General features: G+C 76.1%; 1 pseudogene. It reads right to left on the bottom strand.

The window, feature by feature from the left end:
- Positions 1–951 (bottom strand): annotated as a pseudogene (locus NBZ85_RS31420) (BTAD domain-containing putative transcriptional regulator); the annotation flags it as partial.

The raw sequence follows: 951 nt of genomic DNA, 5'->3' as shown, positions 1-951 counted from the left end.
GGGTAGGGTTTGCCCGCCGGAATTCCTCCTGGTTGGCGGCTGGCGCGTCGGCGTCGGTGAGCAGGTCGAGTAGCTGGGCGGTGTCGGTCTCGGGCAGGGTGAACAGTCGGCTGCCTGTCAGGGCGGCGGCGATGTCGGGGCTCGCGGCGCCGACCACCCCGTCTGGCCGCACCCGGGCGGTCGCTCCAGGCCGCCACTGCCCGTACAGGATGCCGACGACACCGAGCGGGGAGCCGTTGTCGAGCACGGCCTGAAGGCGGCGATCCGACGTCTGGTCAGGGGCCGCGACGACGACCAGGGTGGCACGGCGGGGGTCCTCCCCGGCCGCGGCCCGCCGGGCCCGGGTGACGACGTCGGCCTCCAGCCGGTCCAGCAGCGTGGCCAGGTCGGCGACGACGTGCAGCCGCTGCGGCGGCGCGGCGGTGGTGTCCTCGCCCAGCATCCGCCGCACATCCGCAGCCGGAACGAGGATCTCGACGGGGGCGGCGTCGGGCTGGTGACGATCGGCGAGCAGCGCGACGAGCAGGGCGCGGATCGCGGCGTCCGCACCGGGTCCGATCAGCCCGAGGCCGCGGGTGGCGGCCAGGTCGAGCGCCAGCGGCTGGCCGTCGCCGGTCGTGCCGACGACCCGGGTGCCGGAGGGGGCAGTGTGGGCGGTGGCGGTGGCTGCCGCGTGGCGGCGGCCGGTGACGTGCGGGTCGCCCGGCGGGCGCACGACGACCAGCTCGCCGTCGGCGTCACGTTCGGCGGTGGCCGTGTTGTAGGCGACAGCGAGCTGGCGGATGACCGGCGCCTCGTCGAGGTCGTCGCGGACACCGCTGCCGGGGACGTAGTGCCGGCGGCGCCACAGCCGCACGGAGAACAGCGCGACCACCAGCAGAGCGACCGCTCCCATCCCGAGGTAGCCGCCGGAGGGGAACTGGACGCCCGGCGATCGTGACGGGGCCGGGG

The sequence above is a fragment of the Frankia tisae genome (assembly GCF_025403405.1).
Lineage (GTDB): Bacteria > Actinomycetota > Actinomycetes > Frankiales > Frankiaceae > Frankia > Frankia tisai.
This window is presented reverse-complemented; position numbering and strand designations above follow the sequence as displayed.